18 protein-coding genes and 1 other RNA gene are annotated in these 21,963 nt (G+C 33.4%); 11 read left to right on the plus strand and 8 right to left on the minus strand.

Annotation, left to right across the window (positions count from 1 at the left end):
• Positions 1–10 precede the first annotated feature (10 nt).
• The 3 genes from pheT (at position 11) to NBRC110019_RS07460 (ending at position 3,434) form a co-directional block, all read left to right on the plus strand.
• Positions 11–2,437, plus strand: a complete 2,427-nt coding sequence (gene pheT / locus NBRC110019_RS07450; RefSeq protein ID WP_281753674.1) for a phenylalanine--tRNA ligase subunit beta — start codon at positions 11–13, stop codon at positions 2,435–2,437.
• 614 nt (positions 2,438–3,051) lie between these two features.
• Complete coding sequence (locus tag NBRC110019_RS07455; RefSeq protein ID WP_281753675.1) at positions 3,052–3,201, plus strand: hypothetical protein; 150 nt, start codon at positions 3,052–3,054, stop codon at positions 3,199–3,201.
• 5 nt (positions 3,202–3,206) lie between these two features.
• A complete protein-coding gene (locus tag NBRC110019_RS07460; RefSeq protein ID WP_281753676.1) occupies positions 3,207–3,434 on the plus strand; it encodes a putative signal transducing protein in 228 nt (75 codons plus the stop codon).
• A gap of 364 nt (positions 3,435–3,798) precedes the next feature.
• Here NBRC110019_RS07460 and NBRC110019_RS07465 read toward each other — a convergent pair whose 3' ends face one another.
• Positions 3,799–5,421: an ABC-F family ATP-binding cassette domain-containing protein gene (locus tag NBRC110019_RS07465; protein ID WP_281753679.1), complete on the minus strand. Its 1,623-nt coding sequence runs from the start codon at positions 5,419–5,421 to the stop codon at positions 3,799–3,801.
• A gap of 191 nt (positions 5,422–5,612) precedes the next feature.
• Here NBRC110019_RS07465 and NBRC110019_RS07470 point away from each other — a divergent pair, with 191 nt between their 5' ends.
• Complete coding sequence (locus NBRC110019_RS07470) at positions 5,613–7,058, plus strand: thioredoxin-like domain-containing protein (RefSeq protein ID WP_281753681.1); 1,446 nt, start codon at positions 5,613–5,615, stop codon at positions 7,056–7,058.
• 132 nt (positions 7,059–7,190) lie between these two features.
• Here the strand turns inward: NBRC110019_RS07470 and fsa are convergent, their stop codons facing one another.
• From fsa to ffs, 3 genes are all read right to left on the minus strand, one after another.
• Positions 7,191–7,844, minus strand: coding sequence for a fructose-6-phosphate aldolase (gene fsa / locus NBRC110019_RS07475; protein ID WP_281753683.1), 654 nt, complete (start codon positions 7,842–7,844; stop codon positions 7,191–7,193).
• A gap of 104 nt (positions 7,845–7,948) precedes the next feature.
• Positions 7,949–8,755 (minus strand): SDR family oxidoreductase, encoded by an 807-nt coding sequence (locus NBRC110019_RS07480; protein ID WP_281753685.1) that lies wholly within the window; start codon positions 8,753–8,755, stop codon positions 7,949–7,951.
• An 82-nt stretch (positions 8,756–8,837) separates the two neighbouring features.
• Positions 8,838–8,936, minus strand: an RNA gene (gene ffs, locus NBRC110019_RS07485) — signal recognition particle sRNA small type.
• An 89-nt stretch (positions 8,937–9,025) separates the two neighbouring features.
• Between ffs and NBRC110019_RS07490 the strand changes: the two genes are divergently transcribed.
• The 4 genes from NBRC110019_RS07490 (at position 9,026) to NBRC110019_RS07505 (ending at position 12,404) form a co-directional block, all read left to right on the plus strand.
• A complete protein-coding gene (locus NBRC110019_RS07490; RefSeq protein WP_281753688.1) occupies positions 9,026–10,069 on the plus strand; it encodes a glutaminyl-peptide cyclotransferase in 1,044 nt (347 codons plus the stop codon).
• Position 10,070: 1 nt separating this feature from the next.
• On the plus strand, positions 10,071–10,454 hold the full coding sequence (locus tag NBRC110019_RS07495; RefSeq protein ID WP_281753690.1) for an acyl-CoA thioesterase: 384 nt from the start codon (positions 10,071–10,073) through the stop codon (positions 10,452–10,454).
• 85 nt (positions 10,455–10,539) lie between these two features.
• On the plus strand, positions 10,540–12,081 hold the full coding sequence (locus tag NBRC110019_RS07500; RefSeq protein ID WP_281753692.1) for a right-handed parallel beta-helix repeat-containing protein: 1,542 nt from the start codon (positions 10,540–10,542) through the stop codon (positions 12,079–12,081).
• Between the two features lie 176 nt (positions 12,082–12,257).
• Positions 12,258–12,404: an SDR family oxidoreductase gene (locus NBRC110019_RS07505; protein WP_281753746.1), complete on the plus strand. Its 147-nt coding sequence runs from the start codon at positions 12,258–12,260 to the stop codon at positions 12,402–12,404.
• 58 nt (positions 12,405–12,462) lie between these two features.
• Here NBRC110019_RS07505 and NBRC110019_RS07510 read toward each other — a convergent pair whose 3' ends face one another.
• The 3 genes from NBRC110019_RS07510 to glyA form a co-directional block, all read right to left on the minus strand.
• Positions 12,463–13,482, minus strand: a complete 1,020-nt coding sequence (locus tag NBRC110019_RS07510; protein WP_281753695.1) for a DUF2971 domain-containing protein — start codon at positions 13,480–13,482, stop codon at positions 12,463–12,465.
• Positions 13,482–14,327 carry a hypothetical protein gene (locus NBRC110019_RS07515; protein WP_281753697.1) on the minus strand — a complete coding sequence of 282 codons (846 nt, stop codon included), beginning with the start codon at positions 14,325–14,327 and terminating at the stop codon, positions 13,482–13,484. The genes NBRC110019_RS07510 and NBRC110019_RS07515 overlap by 1 nt, the downstream gene beginning before the upstream one ends.
• 242 nt (positions 14,328–14,569) lie before the next feature.
• Complete coding sequence (gene glyA, locus NBRC110019_RS07520; protein ID WP_281753699.1) at positions 14,570–15,844, minus strand: serine hydroxymethyltransferase; 1,275 nt, start codon at positions 15,842–15,844, stop codon at positions 14,570–14,572.
• Between the two features lie 113 nt (positions 15,845–15,957).
• Here glyA and fahA point away from each other — a divergent pair, with 113 nt between their 5' ends.
• Positions 15,958–17,241: a fumarylacetoacetase gene (gene fahA / locus NBRC110019_RS07525; protein ID WP_281753701.1), complete on the plus strand. Its 1,284-nt coding sequence runs from the start codon at positions 15,958–15,960 to the stop codon at positions 17,239–17,241.
• 111 nt (positions 17,242–17,352) lie between these two features.
• Positions 17,353–18,534 carry a hypothetical protein gene (locus NBRC110019_RS07530; RefSeq protein WP_281753703.1) on the plus strand — a complete coding sequence of 394 codons (1,182 nt, stop codon included), beginning with the start codon at positions 17,353–17,355 and terminating at the stop codon, positions 18,532–18,534.
• A gap of 126 nt (positions 18,535–18,660) precedes the next feature.
• Here the strand turns inward: NBRC110019_RS07530 and ytxJ are convergent, their stop codons facing one another.
• The gene (ytxJ, locus tag NBRC110019_RS07535; RefSeq protein WP_281753705.1) at positions 18,661–19,041 is read right to left on the minus strand and encodes a bacillithiol system redox-active protein YtxJ; all 381 of its coding nucleotides are present in this window, start codon (positions 19,039–19,041) and stop codon (positions 18,661–18,663) included.
• A 158-nt stretch (positions 19,042–19,199) separates the two neighbouring features.
• On the opposite strand from ytxJ, the gene clpB reads away from it, so the two are divergent.
• Positions 19,200–21,797: an ATP-dependent chaperone ClpB gene (clpB, locus tag NBRC110019_RS07540; RefSeq protein WP_281753707.1), complete on the plus strand. Its 2,598-nt coding sequence runs from the start codon at positions 19,200–19,202 to the stop codon at positions 21,795–21,797.
• The last annotated feature ends 166 nt before the right edge of the window (positions 21,798–21,963 follow it).

The following is a 21,963-nucleotide window of genomic DNA, read 5'->3' on the forward strand; positions in this document are numbered from 1 at the left end:
AAATTGTACGATGAAAATTTCATATAACTGGTTAAAACAATTTATTAAGGTAGACTGGAATTCGGAACAAACTGCTGAATTACTAACAGATTTAGGATTAGAAGTAGAAGGTGTAGATACCTTTGAATCTGTTAAAGGCGGCTTGAAAGGTATAGTTGTTGGACACGTTTTAGAATGTGAACAGCACCCTAATGCAGACCGATTAAAAGTAACTAAGGTAAATATAGGAAACGATACCGTTGTACAAATTGTTTGTGGAGCTCCTAATGTAGCTAAAGGACAAAAAGTACCGGTAGCAACTATTGGTACTGTATTGTACGATGAAAAAGGAGAATCCTGGACCATTAAAAAGGGGAAAATTAGAGGAGAGGAAAGTTTTGGAATGATTTGCGCTGAAGACGAATTAGGTCTTGGTAAAGGTCATGATGGAATTATGATCTTAGATGAGACTTTAGTACCTGGTACTCCGTGTGCCGAGCTTTTTGAAGTAGAATCTGATGAAGTTTTCGAAATTGGATTAACTCCAAATCGTGCAGATGCCATGAGTCATTATGGTGTAGCACGTGATTTAAAAGCTGGCCTTTTACAAAAAGAAATTCATAACGAATTAATCTCTCCATCAGTAAGTAGTTTTCATGTAGATAACAGGACTCTTAAAATTGATGTTGAAATTGAAAATGGTGAACTATGTCCGAGATATTGTGGTGTTACTATTAGCGATATTGATGTAAAAGAATCTCCTACATGGATTAAAAACAGATTAAAAGCGATTGGTTTAACTCCTAAAAATAACATCGTTGATATTACAAACTATGTAATGCACGAATTAGGTCAGCCTCTACATGCTTTTGATGCCAATAAAATTACAGGGCATAAAATAATAGTTAAGAAAGCCACTCCCGAAACTAAATTCACAACACTAGATGATGTTGAAAGAACATTAGATGATAAAGATTTAATGATTTATGACAACGAAAAACCAATTTGTATTGCTGGTGTTTTTGGAGGTAAAAAATCTGGAGTTACAGAACATACCAGTGCTATATTTTTAGAAAGTGCTTATTTTAATCCAGTTTCAGTTAGAAAAACAGCTAAAAAACACGGATTAAATACAGATGCATCTTTCCGTTTTGAACGCGGGATTGATATTAATTTTACTAAATATGCTTTACTACGTGCTGCGTTATTAATAAAACAGATAGCAGGCGGACAAATTACTTCTGAGGTAATTGACATGTACCCTAAGAAATTTGAAGATTTTCAGGTATTCTTAACCTTTGAAAAAGTAAATAAATTAGTTGGACAAAACTTAGATACAGAAACCATAAAATCTATTTTATCTTCTTTAGAAATTAAGGTAAATAGCGTTACCGAAGCCGGTATTGGTTTAACGATTCCTTCTTACAGAGTTGATGTACAAAGAGAAGCTGATGTAATCGAGGAAATACTAAGAGTTTACGGCTATAATAACATTGAATTCTCAGATAAGTTGAACGCCTCTATGGCTAACTCTTCAAAGTTTGACGATTATAAAATTCAAAACATTATCTCAAGTCAATTGATTGCTCAAGGGTATAATGAAATTATGTCTAACAGTTTAACTACGGCTAATTATATAGCATTAAGTGATCAGTTAAACGAAGAACATAATGTAACTATGCTAAACCCATTAAGTAGTGATTTATTGGTAATGCGTCAATCACTATTATTCTCAGGATTAGAATCAATTGCCTACAACATAAATAGAAAGCGTACCGATCTAAAATTCTTTGAATTTGGTAAATCTTACCATAAATACGATAGTTACCAAGAGCAAAAACACCTAGGCCTATATGTTACCGGAAACAGGTATGAAGAAAACTGGAATACAGAAGTAAAACCAACTGAATTCTTCTACTTAAAAGGCACTATTGAAACTATATTAAGTAGACTAGGTATTACTAAGGTAAAGTCAACTCCTGCAAAGAATGATATTTTCTCTGAAGGACTTGCTTTTGTATTTGCTAAAAACACAAAACTTGTTGAGTTTGGTAAAGTTAAAAGACAGGTTTTAAAAGCATTTGATATTAAACAAGAGGTATTATACGCAGATTTTAACTGGGATGCCATTTTAGAGGTTGCGGCCTACCAAAAAATAAAGTTTACAGATATACCTAAATATCCAGCAGTTAGAAGAGATCTTGCGTTGCTATTAGACGATAATGTAAGTTTTGACGATATTTATAAAGTAGCTACCCAAAGTGAAAAGGCTCTTTTAAAAGAAGTTAGCTTATTTGATGTATATGAAGGTGACAAATTACCTAAAGGCAAAAAAAGTTACGCTATCAGCTTTATTTTACAAAATGAAAAGCAAACATTAACAGACAAGCAAATTGATAAGGTAATGAGTAAATTACAAACTAATTTTGAAAAGCAATTTGCAGCTACTTTACGTTAATTAACAAAAACAACATAAATATAAAAGCCTTTGTAATTATAATTACAAAGGCTTTTTAATTTCAGGTTATCTCCTTCATTAATTATCATGTTAACTACCTGAAATTTTTAAACATGGGAAACAACAATTAGTTAACTTCATTATTTAGTTCTTAGTATCAATTTTAACGTTATTAAGTGATTTTATATATCCCTTAACATTTTTACGCTTTTTCTGCTCTTGATATCTCCTACCTAAATAGTCGTATTTATCATATCAACGAAATAAAGGATATATGTATTAGTTACCGTTTACGTTTTTTAACCACTTCTTTATTTAAAGGTATCTTTCCATCAGAAGCTCTAGACTCTATTACTAATTTAGAAAGTATTCATAACATTCAACTACAAAACTTGTTTTTGATGGCTCCACGAAAATATTTTAAACTTGAAAACGTCGATGACCTGTTACTTTTTGCCCCTATAGGAAATGGCTATTACTACTTAATACACAAATAGGGAAATGACCTTAATCCGTTTAGAAAGCTGTTAATATTACCTTTTAAAAATTTCTTAAACCTTATAATATTCCTAGTTTTTATAAGTTTTTTAATAACTAAAACGCTACCTTTATATATGTTTACTAACAATCCTGAACCTTCCCACTTCTGGATTATTTTACTTTTTATGGTTAAAGGAGTAATTGGACTATCCTTATATTTTGGGTTTGTAAAAGGCAAAAATGTTAGTAGTTTAAGTTGGAATAGTAACTATTATAATGCGTAGAAATTATGAAAGATTTTGAAAAAATTTTTGAGGGGTCAAGTATTGCAGCTCAACAAATCGTAAGTATTCTTGAAGAAAATAATATAGAACCTATAATTAAAGACGAAACAGAATCTGGAAGGCTAGCAGGTTTTGCGCCTAAGATTATTAATAATGTACAAGTATTTGTACATAAAAATGAACTAGATAAAGGAAAAGCAATTGTTACCTCTTTTGAACAAGAAAATGTTTAAAATACATGAACCTTTGTATTCAATAATATTAAGCGTTCCAAAGCTATACAACACATTATCTACCGTGCTCAAAACTAATTGAGCATTCATAAAGAAAATGTTTTAAAGGTTTTACAACAATAACCGTTAAAGCTATAGCTATTATTAAAGAACAACTACACGAAGACTGAATAAACACTTCAGTAAAAGAAGAGAATATGTTAGTAGATATGTAATGAAGAACAGGAATAAAATCCCTTAAAAATCAAATATCTATGCAAATACTAAAAATTTAGCAACAGTACAAAAAGTAGTTGAAGAGCATACGTAGATATCATGAAATAAAAAAGACTCTCATTTGAGAGTCTTTTTTATTATAGTATCATTAGCTATACATTTTCTCTCGTTGTTCTCTAATATTCTTATCACTCATATAATCATCAAATGATAAATATCTGTCAATAACTCCATTTGGAGTTAGTTCAATAATACGGGTAGCCACGGTTTGAGCAAACTCGTGGTCATGGGTTGTAAACAATACAGTACCCTTAAAATTCTTTAAAGAGTTATTAAAAGCAGTAATACTCTCAAGATCTAAGTGGTTAGTAGGCTCATCTAACATAACTACATTAGCTCTTAACATCATCATTCTACTTAACATACATCTTACCTTTTCACCCCCAGACAATACATTACATTTTTTTAGTGCCTCTTCTCCACTAAATAACATTTTCCCTAAAAAACCACGTACAAATACTTCTTCGCGCTCTTCTTCTGTTTTAGCCCATTGTCTTAACCAATCTACTAAATTAAGGTCGTTATCAAAATATTCTGAGTTATCTACTGGTAAGTACGATTGGTTTGTAGTAACTCCCCAATTAAATTCACCAGAATCAGCCGCCATCTTACCATTAATAATTTCGTAAAATGCTATTGTTGCTCTAGAATCTCTCGAAATTATAGCTACTTTATCACCTTTAGCAAGATTAATATCTACGCCTTTAAATAAAGCTTCTCTTTCTAAAGAAGCTGATAAATTTTCAACATTTAAAATTTGATCTCCTGCTTCGCGCTCACGTTCAAAAATAATAGCCGGATATCTTCTACTAGAAGGCTTAATATCATCAACTTTTAATTTATCTAACATTTTCTTACGTGAAGTAGCTTGCTTAGATTTTGCCACGTTCGCACTAAAACGTTGAATAAACTCTTGTAACTCTTTTGCCTTTTCTTCTGACTTCTTATTCTGTTGTGCTCTTTGGCGAGCAGCTAACTGACTACTCTCATACCAGAATGTATAGTTACCAGAGTAATGATTAATTTTTCCAAAATCAATATCAGATATATGTGTACAAACTGCATCTAAAAAGTGACGGTCGTGAGATACTACAATTACTGTATTATCATAGTTTGCTAAAAAGTGCTCCAACCAGTTGATTGTTTCAAAATCCAGATCATTGGTAGGCTCATCCATGATTAACACATCAGGGTTTCCAAAAAGTGCCTGTGCCAATAACACACGTACTTTTAATTTACCATCCAAATCAGCCATTTGAGTATAGTGAAAATCTTCAGGAATCCCCAAGTTAGATAACAATGCTGCAGCATCACTATCAGCATTCCACCCGTTCATTTCTTCAAAAATAATTTGCAATTCTCCTACTCTATCAGAATCAGCATCGTTAAAATCAGGTTTTGCATATAAATCATCCATTTCCTTTTTAATAGAAAACAAATCTTTATTACCTCTAATCACAGTTTCTAATACAGTATATTCATCATAAGCATAGTGATCCTGTTCTAAAACAGACATACGCTTACCTGGCTCCAAATGCACATGCCCGCTAGTTGGATCCATCTTTTTAGAAAGTATTTTTAAAAAGGTAGATTTTCCGGCACCATTGGCACCAATAATTCCATAACAATTCCCTTGAGTAAAAGTAACATTTACTTCATCAAAAAGCACTCTTTTACCAAATTGTACAGACAAATTTGAAACTGATAACATATACTATATGATTATATTTTTATATTGAGCAGCAAAATTAAAAAATATAATTACAAAGCCTATTATTACAGTAGAATATACTTATTTATAAAGTAATTTAACTACGCATTAACATGTTAGGAGGACTGTCTTTCTTAATTTTGTAATTGTTTATTTAAAAATTACGTTTTGCAAAAAAGCCAAGTAAATTTATGAAGAAGATTATTTATATAATTTTCATAATTACAATAGTGAGCTGTGGAGATGATAATGATGCGGTAACTTATTTTGGGGGGCAGATTGTAAATCCGAAAAGTGATATTGTTGTACTTTATAAAAATGACATAGCTGTAGATACGGTTTTCTTAGATGATCATAATAAATTTATGTTTGAATTTGAAGACTTAAAAAGTGGTCTGTATAAATTTGAAAGCGAACCAGAATATCAACATTTTATTCTAGAAAAAGGAGATAGCTTATTATTGCGATTAAATACTATGGACTTTGATGAATCCTTAGTATTTTCAGGTAAAGGAGCTAAAAAAAACAATTTTTTTATTGATCAATTCCTTAAAGAAGAAGATGATGAAAAATTAATTAAAGGCGATTTTTTAAAGTATCCTGCTCATATTTTTAAAGAAAAGATAGACTCACTGCACAATCAAAGAGTAGCAAATTTAAACGAATTTGAGAAGCACAATCATATCTCTGAATATTCAAAAAAATTACTTCACTCCAATATCGATTTTAATTTATACCGATACATGGAAATATACCCTTTATTATACAATAATATGTATGATAAAAAATTAAATCTATCTGATTTAGATAATAACTTTTATAGCTATAGAAAAGAAATAAATGTTAACCAGGAAGATTTAAACGATTTTACACCACTAACTAGATACTTAAGATTTTATTCTGCAGGGGAAGCCTATAAAAATGTTGTAAAAGATCACCCTGAATTTTCACATGACAGCATTGTTTCAACAATTGAATATCAAATAGAAAAATTAAAGGTCTTAGGAAATGAGATACAAGAAATAAACACTCATGATAACACCATGAGAAATGCTGCTTATATATATTTCTTTAATGATAAAAGAGATTTATCTAAAGATGATGTATACATAAATTCATTTATAACCTACAATAAAGAGAATAAATATTTACCCGAAGTTAAAGATTTATACAAAAACATTCAAGGTTTAAAATCTGGTAAAAAGTTAGATAGTATCACTTTTGTTTGTGAACAAGGTAACCATCTTACTATTAAACAAATTAACAAAAAGCAATTAACCGTTTACTACTTTTGGGCTTTAAACCAAAAGAACCATTTTCACAATATTATTAAAAGAGTTCACCAATTAAATAAGAGGTTCCCGAAAGTAAAATTTGTGGGTATTAACAGAGATTTAGATCAAAAAACATGGGTAGCAACTTTAAAAAAATATCATTTAGATGCTACCTGCCAATATAGAATTACCGATTTTGAGTACACCCATCAAAAACTCATAATCAATAAAATGAATAAAGTTCTTGTTATTGATAGCAACGGAGTTATAATAGACGCCTTTGCAAATATTTACGACGGCAATTTCGAAAGCATTCTTTCCGCTGCAAAAAATAAAGAATACATTGCTCAGTCTTTAAAATAAAGGCAGATGATGTTACCTTATTCCCCTTAAACAGCATTAGCAATCTATATAGACATAAAAAAGCGCATTGATTATATCAATGCGCTTTCATCTATCCAAATATAAACTTCTTACATCTAAAAAGTTTATTCCTTAGTTTCCTTTTTTATAATCAGAAAGGAATTTTTCTAAACCTATATCAGTTAATGGGTGACTTAATAAGCCTGCAATTGAAGATAACGGTCCGGTCATAACATCAGCACCAATCTTAGCACAGTTAATAACGTGCATTGTGTGACGAATAGAAGCCGCTAAAATTTCTGTTTCATAACCGTAGTTATCATAAATTAATCTAATCTCTTCAATTAGGTTTAACCCGTCTGTAGAAATATCATCTAAACGACCCAAGAACGGAGATACATACGTAGCACCAGCTTTAGCAGCTAAAAGCGCTTGCCCTGAACTAAATACCAATGTAACGTTAGTTTTAACACCATTATCAGAGAAATATTTACAAGCTTTCACCCCGTCTTTAATCATAGGTAACTTTACTACAATTTGCGGGTGTAAAGCAGCTAACTCTTCTCCTTCTTTTACCATTCCTTCGAAATCGGTAGCAATAACCTCTGCAGATACATCACCATCTACAATATTGCAGATATCTACATAATGTTTTAAAATATTTTCTTTTCCTGTAATGCCTTCTTTAGCCATTAAAGACGGATTAGTAGTTACACCATCTAAAACCCCTAAGTCTTGAGCTTCTTTAATCTGATCTAAATTAGCTGTGTCAATAAAAAATTTCATATGTTTTATTTTTTGTTCTATTTATTCTTAAATCCTTAATTAAAAAACACTAGAATTATTTATAATACATAAATTTAATAAGTGTGTAATATACATTTACAAATTTATAACTTATAATGATTCATCAGCATTTTTTCGTATAAATTATCTGGTAAAATTCGTTTTAGTACAATCGAAAACTTTTGTAATGGAGCTCCAACTTTATAATGAACCTTAGGTTCATTAGTATTTATCACCTTTATTATAGCTTTAGCCATCTCATTAGGGTCACTCCCATCATCAACATGAGAATCCATTGTTTGTAAAGAAAAACCATATGTTTTTTCGTAGGCAGACCCCTTTTTTAGTGGCGCATGGTATCTACCAGCTGCTATATTGGTAGCAAAATCACCAGGTGCTACATTGGTAATATGTATGTTAAAAGGCTTAACTTCCATACGCAACGCCTCTGTAATTAACTCTAATGCTCCTTTTGAAGCTGAATAAACGCTCCTAAAAGGTAAGCCCATATACCCCGCTATGCTCGTAACATTTATGATAAGTCCAGATTTCTGCTGACGCATTGCTGGTAAAACAACTTTCATAACCTCTATAGGACCAAAAAGATTAGTCTCAAAATTATTCTGAATTTCTTCGGCAGGTATCTCTTCAAGAGGTCCGGTGATACCAACACCGGCGTTGTTTATTAGTACATCTATACGACCTTCTTTATTAAGCACCTCGCTTATAGCAGTAGAAATACTTTCTTTATTTCTTACATCAAGTGCCACAAGTTCAAATGGAGAATTTGTTATTCTATCCGGATTTCTGCTGGTACCATATACTGTATACCCATTATTTGTTAGATAACTCCCAACAGCCTTTCCAATTCCGGAAGAAGCACCGGTAATAAACACTACCTTTTTTGACATATAAAGTTCAAATTTTTCTTGCTACAAAGTAACAAAAATAAAGGGAAAATGTAATGTGAAAATTGGAATAGAATGAAAAGAAAAAAGGCAAGCTACCTACATCGCACCGCTACAACCACATACCCTTGCTGCGTTCCCACCCTGGGGGATTCTGCAGGAGCTGGTCGTGTAGGACTTGCCGGGTGCAAATATACAATCTTTTTATTTTTTAGCAACCGTTTTCGGGTCTAAATTAAATTATCTAAATTGGCAAAAACATTAGTAAATATCATGAAATCTCTTAAATTTCTGTCTGCCATATTCTTAGCCGCTACAATTGTTTCTTGCGGAGGTAAAAAAAATGAAGAAAAAAATCATTTTTCTTTAAAAATAGATGCTAAAACCAACAGGTTTCAACGAAATGAAACTGTAAAAGTAGCTATTAAAAACCCTGAAAATATTCAAATAGCAAGCACAAAGTATTATATTGGAAACAAACCTGTCAATGTTGAATCGGGTAGTATAGCATTAAAAGATATTCCTTATGGCTATCAAACTATTAAAGCAGTTGTATCATACGAAGACAATTCAGAGACGGTAACTTCAAAAATTGAAGTGTTATCTGAAACAAAACCTAAAATATATTCGTATACTATTCTAAATGAATATCCGCACGATATTGAAGCTTATACCCAAGGATTAGAATTTTACAATGATACGCTATACGAAAGTACAGGGTTGAGAGGTAAATCGTCTTTACGTAAGGTAGATTATAAAACCGGAGAAGTCTTAAAGAAAATAGACTTAAACCCAAAATATTTTGGAGAAGGTATTACCATTTTAAACAACAAAATTTATCAACTTACTTGGCAAAGCATGGTAGGCTTTGTATATGATGTACATACTTTTGAAAAAGAAAAGACCTTTAGCTTTGTTGATAGTAAAGAAGGTTGGGGACTATGTAACGACGGCAACAATATCTACAAAAGCGACGGAAGTGAAAAACTTTGGACTTTAGATAAAGACAACTTAAGCGAAACTGGTTATGTGCAATTGGTATCGCACTTAGCGGTTCAGAATAAAGCAAACGAGTTAGAGTATTTAGACGGTTTAATATATGCCAACACCTACCTAAAAGACGGTATTATGATGGTTGATGCCAAAACTGGAGTTATTAAGGGTGTAGTTGATTGCAGAGGATTAAAAGAAAAGGTTACACAACACAAACAGTTAGATGTGTTAAACGGTATTGCGTACAACCCTAAAACAAACACTTTCTTTATTACCGGTAAAAACTGGGATAAGCTTTTTGAAGTAACTTTCGAAGAAAAATAAAATGAATGTTTTTGAGCATACAAAAATCGTCTCGAAAGAAGATACAGACAATTTAAACCATGCAAACAATGTACGTTATGTACAATGGATACAAGAAATGGCTCAGGGGCACTGGGAAGCAGTAGCCCCTAAAAGCTTTTCAGAAAGCTACATTTGGGTAGTTGCTGCGCACCACATCTATTATAAAGGTGAGAGTTTTGAAGGCGACGAATTGGTATTGAGAACGTTCATAGAAAAAAATCAGGGAGTACTATCACACCGAAAAGTAGAAATCTACAAACAAGACAAACTTATACTTACCGCTACTACCGAATGGTGCTTAATCAATAGTAAAACAAAGCGCCCAACTCGAATTCCTGAGGAAATAGACAAGCTCTTTTTATAAGAACATAAAAAGAATTATTCTGAAAACACATAGCAATACACCATAATTGCTATTTTTACGTTTTATATTTTCAGAACCTATTTTTATGAAACGTTATCTCCTATTTTTATTCATTGCTTCTTTATCTATCAGTTTTTTTTCGTGTAGAGAAGATTTTGAGTTTTCACCAAGTACAGGTTCTTTAGAGTTTTCTAAAGATACCGTGTATTTAGATACCGTTTTTACCAATATAGGTTCTAGCACCTACAACTTAAAGGTATACAATCATAGTAATACAGATATTTCTATTCCGGTAATAAGACTAGCTAATGGCGGCTCCTCTAAGTTTAGATTAAATGTAGATGGTATGGCGGGTAAAGAATTTTACAATGTAGAGTTACTAGCTAAAGATAGTATGTATGTATTTATAGAAACTACTGTAGATATTACAGATTTTACAACTACCGAACTACAATATTTATATACCGATGCGATTGAGTTTGATACTGATCAAAACCTGCAAAAGATAGAATTGGTTACTTTGGTTCAAGATGCCGTTTTTCTATATCCGGAACGCGATGATGAAGGTACTACCGAAACTCTTATCCTTGGCGAAGGAGAAGATGCTACAGAAATCTCTGGTTTCTTTTTAGATGATGACGAGCTGAATCTTACCAATGAAAAACCGTATGTTATTTACGGCTACGCTGCCGTTAGTAGTGGTAAAACGCTTACTATAGATGCAGGAGCCCGTATTTATTTTCATGCGGATTCAGGAATTATTGTAGCCAGCAACGGAAGCCTACATGTAAACGGAGAGCTTAGCACCGATGACGAATTGCTTGAAAATGAAGTGATTTTTGAAGGGGACAGATTAGAACCTGATTTTGCAGATGTACCCGGACAATGGGGAACTATTTGGTTAACACAGGGAAGTACTGAAAATATTGTAAACTATGCCACTATAAAAAATGCTATGGTGGGTATTATAATGGATAGTAATGATGGTACAGCTAACCCTACCCTTACTATTAACAACACTAAAATTTCAAACTCTTCTAACTACGGTTTATGGGCACAAACAGCTAATGTTGTCAGTGAAAATAGCGTGTACGGAAATGCAGGGTTATCTTCTATCTACTGCAGCCTTGGTGGTAAATACAATTTTAAACATTGTACGTTTGCCAACTATTGGGGAAACGGATACCGCAGCTACCCTACCGTTTTATTAGATAATTATTTAGAGACCAATGATGGTATCATCGCTGCCAATATGGAAGAAGCGAACTTCTACAACTGTATTATTTATGGTAATAATAGTTTAGAGTTTATAGTAAACTTTATTGATGACGTAACCTATAACTATTACTTAAGTAACACCTTGCTTAAATTTAATCCTACCGGAAGTGTTGACGAAGATTTATACGATTTTACCAATGCTTCTCTTTATAACAATGTGGTACGCAATCAAGATCCTGATTTTGAAGATTCCTCTAACAGTAAATACGCGATTGGAGAAGATTCTGCTGCCAACGGATTAGCAAGTCCAACAGAAGGTGCTGTAGCTACAGATATTAATGGTACAACTAGATCTACCACCACTCCAGATGCAGGTGCTTATGAATCTCAGGTGTTCGAAGAAGATTAGTACAAAAAACATAACAATTACCAAGATATTAAAGCCCTTTTGTAAAAGCTGACACCTCTAAAGCGGAAGATTCTGAACATACCCTAGCCGAAGCTATCAAAGCTTTTGGAAAGTTAGACATTGCTGTAAACAATGGCGGTATTGGAAGGACTCAAGCCCTTATTAGTAAATATCCTATTGACAGACTTACCGCCTTACACCCTATCGGACGTTTAGGAGAACCCGAAGAAGTAGCCGAGCTATTTTTATGGTTAGCCAGTGATAAAGCTTCCTTTGTAACAGGTGCTTATTACCCAGTAGATGGTGGTTATTTGGCTAAATAATGAGTTAACTAGATATAAAAACATTCGTGCTTTTTGGTTTTAATCCAACGTACATTTATTAATCAATACTTATTCTTAACTTATTATTTTGTATTTCCCATTGACACGATGCCCAAATAAATTTCACGTTTTCTTCTGTTTCTATAAAACAAATAAGAAAGATTCTTTTTACTTCTCTAAAAATCTCATTATTAAGAATGTGAACAAGCCACTCCAAAGATTCTTTATTTGTAGTTTTCTCAAATTTTATTTCGACAACTGCCTTAATTCCCCGCACATACTCTTTTGAAGTAATTTTGAAAGAAATAGGGTAACTGCCTGTCACCTCTGATGGAATTTGTTTGAGGTAATTGTATTGTTCATTCTTTAAGTCATTGATTTTAATAGCTTCGAATTCATAAGAGTTAATTTTTTGTTGCATTTGTAGAAATTGAATTTGTCTACCTTTTAAACGATCCATCATTTCACTCTTTTGAAATTCAGGCATATTTAGTCCGAAATATATTGATTTTAAGCAAGTAGGATCATATGGAAATTCACCACAATACCCAGTAACTATTCTATGTTCTTGCTCGTAATTCCATCTTACAGATTTATATCCAGCGATTTTTTTAACAATACTTTTGGTATCCATTTTATACATATCCTTAAGATGATATTCCGGAGGTTTTTTACTATAAACTACAGGAAAAGAATAAGCTTCGAATCTATCATAACTATTAATTAGTTTTTCTAAGTCATATTCAATGCAAAAACCTCTATGACTATTCGCATAATGAGCCCAAAGAAGTTCATCTTTAAATGTTTTGGAAAGCGAATAAATTCCAATTGCCTTTTTTCGAACATCGAAAAGATTTTTAAAGGCTTTTTCAAAATTATGAAACGTTTCTGATTTATCAGCTTTAAAAAACTCAGAAAAAACCTTAGTTTGAATATTGAATGGTTCTGTATTAATTAGCGTTTCGCATGGATCATTTAAATTATTGAACTTAGTTGCCCAAAAAAAATTTCTCTCTAAAGATTTTAAATCTCTTTCAAAGACTTCTTCATTCCCTCCTCTGTATTTATAAACTAACATCAATAATGAAAATTAATATTTTTAATCCAGTTTTCTTTACTTAAAGAATTAATAAACTTTAATCTATAAAAAAGATATGCAAGGTTACCTATTATAACATCTTTTAAACGTATTGTTTTTTCATCTGAAATATCTATTAGTTTTATTGAATAAAATTTAATAGAATCTTTCCAATATTCGTTGTCCAAAAGTTCTTTCTCTGACGAGTAATCCAATTCATAAATCCTTTTATACCTTATTCCTGAATAAAGTGATCTATAAGATATTAAAGCAAAAAAGGAATCATTCTTCCCTTTAGAATGGAATTCTTTTTTAAATGTAAATGGCGGTAGCTTATACTGAAGACAATCACCTTTAATCAATGTTTTTGCTTTTTTTATTCTTGAATCATATTCTATATTATTATTTTCCTTAGAATGAAAAAAAACTACAATCACATTAGAGGCTGGTAATTTGCCATTTTGCTCAATATCGAACCAATGTTCATCTTTACAATTATTAAAGCTCGATGTTTTATTATCAAAACAACAGCAAGGAGAATTATCAATTAAACTTGTTTTATCCCTTGATCCTGATAAAAATTTTAAAAACTTAAATTCTGGCTGATTAATATATTCATTTGCTAATAAATCATTTTTTCTTTGTATCTGTAGCTGAAAAACTCCATAATGTAGTGTTAACACCGTAAGCACTCCAGTATATAAGGCAATTTTAGAACTTCCACCTAATATTAAAATCCATTCTATTTGAATTAAAAAAGTTTCAAAATAACGAGTCAATATCATAGCTAATCCAATTGCTATTACTGCGTAAAATATTAATGGAATTTTCTTTAAAAATATCATAGGTAATGAATTTAATTTTCACTCTTTTACTTACTAAAACTAGTATTTAAAAATTTCTTGCAAGTACATATATATTCACTATAGTCAAATGAAATATTAGATGATAACTCTCTAAACAAATCACTCTATAGCATAAATATACAATATCAAAATTTCGAAAACAATAACTTTATAAGTCCAATAATAAAAAAGTCCGGCTCTTTTGAACCGGACTTTTCATTTATATAAAATACTTCTATTTCTTAGAAAGTAAACAAAGGCTTTTCGCTCATTAAAGCATTTACTTTAATAGCTACTGCTTCTAACACCTCTTCATTATCAGCATTGGTAATAGCCTCATCAATATACGCTACAATAGTAGCCATTTCATCTGCTTTTAAACCTCTACTAGTTACAGCAGCTGTACCAACACGAATACCGCTAGTTACAAACGGACTCTTATCATCAAACGGCACCATGTTTTTGTTAACGGTGATGTCTGCTTTTCCTAATGCTTCTTCAGCAGCTTTACCCGTAATATCCTTGTTTCTAAGATCAATTAACATCATGTGGTTATCAGTTCCACCAGAAATAATGTTATATCCTTTAGTCACTAATGCTTGTGCCATAGCAGCTGCATTTTTCTTCACTTGTAAGATATAGGTTAAAAACTCATCGGTTAACGCCTCACCAAAAGCAATGGCCTTAGCAGCAATAATATGCTCTAATGGACCACCTTGGTTACCAGGGAAAACCGCACTATCAAATAAAGAAGACATCATACGTACAATACCTTTAGGCGTTTTTAATCCGAAAGGGTTTTCAAAATCTTCTCCCATTAAAATCAAACCTCCACGTGGTCCACGCAATGTTTTATGTGTAGTAGTAGTTACTACATGACAATGAGGAATCGGATCGTTTAAAACACCTTTAGCTATTAATCCCGCAGGGTGCGAAATATCTGCCATTAAAATAGCACCAACGCTATCTGCAATAGCTCTGAAACGTTTAAAATCGATATCTCTTGAATACGCAGAAGCTCCGGCAATAATTAATTGTGGTTTCTCAGCTTTTGCAATTTCTTCAATTTTATCGTAGTTCAACATTCCTGTTTCCTGCTCTACTCCGTAGAATACAGGGTTGTATAATTTACCTGAAAAGTTTACAGGTGAACCATGCGTAAGGTGTCCTCCATGCGATAGGTCGAATCCTAAAATCTTATCACCCGGCTTTAAACAGGCAGCAAATACAGCCGTATTAGCCTGAGATCCACTGTGTGGTTGTACGTTAGCATAAGCAGCACCAAAAAGTGCCTTAGCACGTTCTATAGCAATCGTTTCTATTTCATCTACTACCTCACATCCACCATAATAGCGCTTTCCTGGATAACCCTCAGCGTATTTGTTAGTAAGTATAGAACCCGCAGCCTCCATTACTTGTTCGCTCACAAAATTTTCAGAAGCTATTAATTCCAAACCATTAACTTGTCTGTCTTTTTCAGCCTCAATAAGTTCAAAAATCTCTTCGTCCCGTTGCATTATATTTGATTTCGTTAAATAAAAAGCAAAAATACTAAATCCTGCTCGCTAATTGTAATATTCTTATATATTTGAATAATATTTATTAAAAAAGTAATTAACAATTAGATAAAATGCCAAGTAAAGTTAACGACCCAAATAAAACTTCATGGATAACCGTGCCGGAAGGTTCTGACTTTCCAATACAGAATATTCCGTTTGGAGTGTTTTTAACTAGAGACGATGTAATTACCATAGGAACCCGTATAGGAGATACCGCTATAGACCTTGGTGCACTGCATCAATTAGGGTATTTTAAAGATATTCCATTAACTGATGATATTTTTTTACAAGATACCCTGAACGATTTTATATCGGACGGAAAACAAACTTGGAGAGCAGTTAGAGGTCGTATTAGTTCGATTTTTGATGTTGAAAATCCAGAGTTAAGAGACAATGAAGCTCACAAAGAAGTAATTTTATTTACTCTTGATGAGATTGAAATGCAAATGCCTGTATTGATTGGAGATTATACAGATTTCTACTCGAGCAAGCAGCACGCAAAAAATATTGAAGAATTATTAAACGAAGGAGAATCTGACCTACTACCTAACTGGCTACACATACCAATAGGATACCACGGAAGAAGTTCCTCTATTGTAACTTCAGACATTCCGATTAGAAGACCGCACGGACAAATGTTTCCTGCAAATTCTGCCAATCCGGTTTTTGGCACTTCTCAAAAAGTGGACTTTGAAATGGAAGTTGCTTTTATTACAACCGATGCCAACGTCTTAGGAGATCCGGTACCGGTAAAAGAAGCCGAAGATTATATTTTTGGCATGGTATTGCTAAATGATTGGAGTGCACGTGATATTCAAAAATGGGAACAAGAACCTTTAGGTGCGTTTTTAGCTAAAAACTTTGCATGCTCTATTTCTCCATGGATTGTCATTATAGATGCTTTGGAACCCTTTAGAACTGAAGGCCCGGTACAAGAACCTACACCATTTGAGTATTTACAATCGGAAGGTCATAAGAATTTTGATATTCACCTGGAAGCATCCTTAATAACTCCTGACGGAAGTAGCACCGTACTTTCTAAATCGAATGCCAAATACATGTATTGGAATATGGCGCAACAATTGGCGCACCATACCATAAATGGTTGTAAAGTAAACAGTGGTGATATGATGGCTAGTGGAGCCTTATCGGGTGACACACCAGACTCGTACAGCTCACTGCTTGAACTTACCAAATGCGGTAAAGAGCCTGTAACTTTAGAAGATGGTGGCAGTCGTTTATTTGTGAACGATAACGATACCATTAGCATAAAGGGGTATTGTAAAAACGATAAAGTACGTATTGGTTTCGGAGAAGTTTCTAATAAGTTACTTCCTGCTATTACGATTAAATAATATTATTTAAAACATTAAAAATCAAAGCCTTGAATTCTTCAAGGCTTTTTTATTTTCTTTTTGGCATAGTACTTGAATATCCATAAGTATACAAATCATAAAGTATAGCTTATGAAAAAAATTACTTTCATCTTAGTTATTGTGTTGCTAACAGCGTGTAGCGGCGTAAAACAAACCGAACAAGCTTTGTATTCCGGTAATTATGATACTGCTATAACAAAAGCAGTAAATAAATTGCAAAACAATATCAACCGTAAAAATAGTGATGAGTATGTGGTATTGTTAGAAGATGCGTATGCAAAGGCGAATGAAAAAGACTTGGAAAAAATTGCTTCTTTACAACAAGCGGATAACGCCGCGTATTTAGAAGAAATCTATACTTTGTATATAGCTTTAGCTAATAGACAAAACTATATTAAGCCATTATTCCCCCTTTCGGTGGCTTCTGAAAGCAGAATAGCCACATTTCATATAAGTGATTACACAACAGATATAGCGACTGCTAAAACAGCTTTATCAGAGTATTTATATCAAACAGCTGTAGCTACTTTAGCTCAGGAACAACCAAAATATGTGTATAGAAATGTATATGAAGATTTGCAGTACTTAAATTCATTAAATCCTAGTTATAAAGATACCGAAACATTATTACAAGAAGCTTTAGACAAAGGAACCGAACATATTGCAGTAACGATTGCAAACGCTACTAATGTGATGATTCCGTATCAATTAGAACAGGAGTTACTCGACTTTAACAGCTATGGTTTAAGCTCTAACTGGACAGTGTTTGATAGCCATCCACAGAACGATATAACTTATGACTACCAAATCACAATGAATTTTGAAACCATAGAAGTGGGTCCAGAGTATGTTAAAGAAAAAGAATATATAACAGAAAAACAAGTAGTAGACGGTAAAACCTATGTGTATGATGAAGACGGAAATAAAGTAAAAGATAGTGAAGGCAATTACATTATGACAGATAGATATAAAACGGTGGTATGTACTTTTTATCAGTTTACTCAAAACAAAACGGCCAAAGTAACCGCCTCTGTAGCTTTATACGATGTAAAAGCCAACGAAGTTTTAGACAGCTATCCATTAAGTAGTCAGTTTGTATTTAAAAACAGCTACGGAACACATAAAGGCGACAGAAGAGCATTAGGAACTAGTCAGTTGGATTTATTAGAAGTAGCTGCACTAGACTTCCCTACCGATGAACAAATGGTATACGATGCCGCCGAAAACTTAAAAGATAAAATGAAACGTATTTTAAAGGAGTATACTTTGTAAATAAAAATGTAATTAGGCAAAAATGGGGCTTCTTATTAAATAAAGAAGCCTCATTTTATTTTTTAAAATTGCGAATCTTCGTTTTGTGTAAACACAAAATAAACACTGAAATATAGTTCTATTATATTAAAACTGACTCAAATCTATATCATTAATAGAACCATGAGAAGTAGCCTTTATAGCTTCCCCATTTTTAATAATAATTAATTGCGGACTCTCATGCACAACACCAAAGCGATCTGCAATTTCATTAGAGATAGGTCGGTAAGTAATCAGATCTAAATAATATAGCTTTACTCCTGAATTGCTATTTTCATGATTCTCAAAACCACGTTTTACCATAGCACTAATACCACAACGTACACTGTGTTTAAAAATAGCTACTACCTGTTCCTTGCTCTCATCTACTATCGTATCTAATTGCTCTATACTTTCTAAAGGAACCCACGGAAATGTGGTGGTTTCTTCATTGGAGTTTTTTCCAAAAATGCTGTTAAATATGCCCATACTATTTGATTGTTACGTAACTTTATAAAAGATATCGAAAGACAAATTGTCTTACCAAATCACTATAAACACTGACTTTATGTCGGTTTTTACATTTGGAACAACAATTGCTGTTCTCATAGCAAAATTAGAAATAAATAAGGAAAATATAAAAAGCTATGAATTTCAATAATTTCACTATTAAATCGCAAGAGGCCATACAGCAGGCACAACAAATTGCCCACGGGTATGGACATCAACAAATTGAAAATGAGCACATATTTAAAGCCATTGCAGAAGTTGATGAAAATGTACTTCCGTTCTTGTTAAAAAAACTGAATGTAAATGTTCAGCTACTAACACAAATTTTGGAAAGTACCCTACAGAGTTTCGCTAAAGTGTCTGGATCTGATGTAATGCTTTCTCGTGAGGCAGGCACTGCTTTAAACGAGGCGGTAAGCGTTGCTAAAAAAATGGGAGACGAATATGTTTCGATTGAACATATTTTAATCGCCATTTTTAAATCAAAAAGTAAAATAGCACACATTCTAAAAGATCAGGGCGTTACAGAAAAAGATCTTACAGAAGCTATTAAACAATTACGTAACGGAGATAAAGTAACCTCACAAAGTGCAGAGGAAACCTATAACTCCTTAAACAAATACGCTAAGAACCTAAACGAGCTGGCAGAATCTGGTAAGTTAGACCCTGTTATTGGTAGAGACGAAGAGATTCGTAGGATATTACAAATCTTATCGCGTAGAACCAAAAACAACCCTATGTTGATTGGGGAACCCGGTGTTGGTAAAACAGCCATTGCAGAAGGCTTAGCCCACCGTATTGTACAAGGAGATATACCTGAAAACTTAAAGAATAAGATTATCTATTCGTTAGACATGGGAGCGTTAATTGCCGGAGCCAAATACAAAGGTGAGTTTGAGGAACGTTTGAAAGCAGTGGTTAAAGAAGTAACCTCAGCCGAAGGAGATATTGTTCTATTTATTGACGAAATTCACACCCTTGTAGGTGCCGGTGGCGGACAAGGAGCTATGGATGCCGCCAATATTTTAAAACCTGCATTGGCTCGTGGTGAGCTAAGAGCTATTGGCGCAACTACGTTAGATGAGTATCAAAAATACTTTGAGAAAGACAAGGCACTGGAACGTCGTTTCCAAAAAGTAACCGTTGATGAACCAGATACCGAAAGTGCCATTTCTATCTTAAGAGGTATTAAAGAAAAATACGAAACACACCACAAGGTGCGTATTAAAGACGAAGCTATTATAGCAGCAGTAGAATTATCGCAACGATATATTACCAATCGTTTTTTACCGGATAAGGCTATTGACTTAATGGATGAAGCTGCTTCTAAATTACGTATGGAAATCAACTCGAAACCGGAAGAGTTAGATGTGTTGGATAGAAAGATTATGCAATTGGAAATTGAGATTGAAGCCATCAAACGTGAGAACGATGAGTTGAAGTTGAAGTCGTTAAATGCCGACCTTGCGAATCTGAAAGAAGACCGTAATACTATCTATGCAAAATGGCAATCTGAAAAGGATGTGGTAGACCGTGTACAATCAGCTAAAGAAGCTATTGAAAACTATAAACTAGAAGCCGAAAAAGCCGAAAGGGATGGTGACTATGGTAAGGTAGCAGAGTTGCGCTACGGGAAAATAAAAGAGGCTCAAGAAGAGCTAAATACGCTTCAACAAGAACTTGAAGAAAACAATGATAACTCACTGATTAAAGAAGAGGTAACAAACGACGACATAGCAGAGGTAGTGGCCAAATGGACTGGTATCCCTATTACGAAAATGTTACAAAGCGAACGCGAAAAATTATTGCGCCTTGAGGATGAATTACACAAACGCGTGGTTGGACAAGAAGAAGCTATTCAGGCGGTATCTGACGCGATAAGGAGAAGTCGTGCCGGACTGCAAGACGCCAACCGTCCTATAGGTTCGTTTCTGTTTTTAGGGACTACCGGAGTAGGTAAAACAGAGCTAGCAAAAGCCTTGGCTGAGTACCTTTTTGATGATGATAGCGCGATGACACGTATTGATATGAGTGAGTACCAAGAGCACCATAGTGTAAGTAGATTGGTAGGTGCGCCTCCGGGATATGTTGGGTATGATGAAGGCGGACAATTAACCGAAGCAGTACGTAGAAAACCCTACTCTGTGGTGTTACTGGATGAAATTGAAAAAGCGCACCCCGATACATTTAACATCTTATTACAGGTGTTAGATGAAGGTAGATTAACGGATAATAAAGGTAGAATTGCCGACTTTAAAAACACCATTATTATTATGACCAGTAATATGGGTAGCCATATTATTCAAGAGAAATTTGAGGCTACCAAAGATGTAGAAGCGGCTATTGAAATGGCCAAAGTGGAAGTTTTAGGCTTACTAAAACAAACAGTACGACCAGAATTTCTAAATCGTATTGATGATATTGTAATGTTTACACCGCTTACTGCGACTAACATCTCTGAAATTGTAGGGTTACAATTAAAAGGTGTTGCCAAAATGTTGGCTAAACAACATATTACGCTAGATGCTACCAACGAAGCCATAGCTCATTTAGCCAAAGCAGGTTTTGACCCACAATTTGGAGCCCGACCTGTAAAAAGAGTGATACAAAGAGAGGTATTAAACGCACTTTCAAAAGATATTTTAAAAGGTACTATTACCACAGAAAGTATTATTCTGCTCGATGCCTTTGACGACGAATTGGTTTTTAGAAATCAGGAAGCATTGGTAGATTGAACACTTATTGGGAATTAATTGCTATGAAAACCCCGCCTCTTATGGGGCGGTTTTTTTTATCTTTAGGTACAGGAACGCTACTAGCGATAGCCTTAGTTCCAATGGCCGACAAACATAGATTTAATCTACACCAAATCAAATAGTTTAATTATTTCAAAAATTGAAA

The organism is Neptunitalea chrysea, assembly GCF_027924145.1.
Taxonomy (GTDB): domain Bacteria; phylum Bacteroidota; class Bacteroidia; order Flavobacteriales; family Flavobacteriaceae; genus Neptunitalea; species Neptunitalea chrysea.